Origin of the sequence: Streptomyces sp. B93 (assembly GCF_018070565.1) — a bacterium.
In the GTDB taxonomy this organism is placed as follows: domain Bacteria; phylum Actinomycetota; class Actinomycetes; order Streptomycetales; family Streptomycetaceae; genus Streptomyces.
Genome location: NZ_JAGPXL010000130.1, coordinates 1 through 584, shown reverse-complemented (window position 1 = coordinate 584; position 584 = coordinate 1). Strand labels below are relative to the sequence as shown.

The window sequence follows — 584 nt, the reverse complement described above, 5'->3', positions numbered from 1 at the left end:
TTTCCGGTACACCGACCACAAGGGGGCACCCATCTCTGGATGTTTCCGGTGTATGTCAAGCCTTGGTAAGGTTCTTCGCGTTGCGTCGAATTAAGCCACATGCTCCGCCGCTTGTGCGGGCCCCCGTCAATTCCTTTGAGTTTTAGCCTTGCGGCCGTACTCCCCAGGCGGGGCACTTAATGCGTTAGCTGCGGCACGGACAACGTGGAATGCTGCCCACACCTAGTGCCCACCGTTTACGGCGTGGACTACCAGGGTATCTAATCCTGTTCGCTCCCCACGCTTTCGCTCCTCAGCGTCAGTATCGGCCCAGAGATCCGCCTTCGCCACCGGTGTTCCTCCTGATATCTGCGCATTTCACCGCTACACCAGGAATTCCGATCTCCCCTACCGAACTCTAGCCTGCCCGTATCGACTGCAGACCCGGGGTTAAGCCCCGGGCTTTCACAACCGACGCGACAAGCCGCCTACGAGCTCTTTACGCCCAATAATTCCGGACAACGCTTGCGCCCTACGTATTACCGCGGCTGCTGGCACGTAGTTAGCCGGCGCTTCTTCTGCAGGTACCGTCACTTTCGCTTCTT

Annotated in this window: 1 rRNA gene; it reads right to left on the bottom strand. The window is 58.4% G+C overall.

The features are described 5' to 3' along the window. Positions 1–584, bottom strand: a 16S ribosomal RNA gene (locus KBY47_RS36250); the annotation flags it as partial.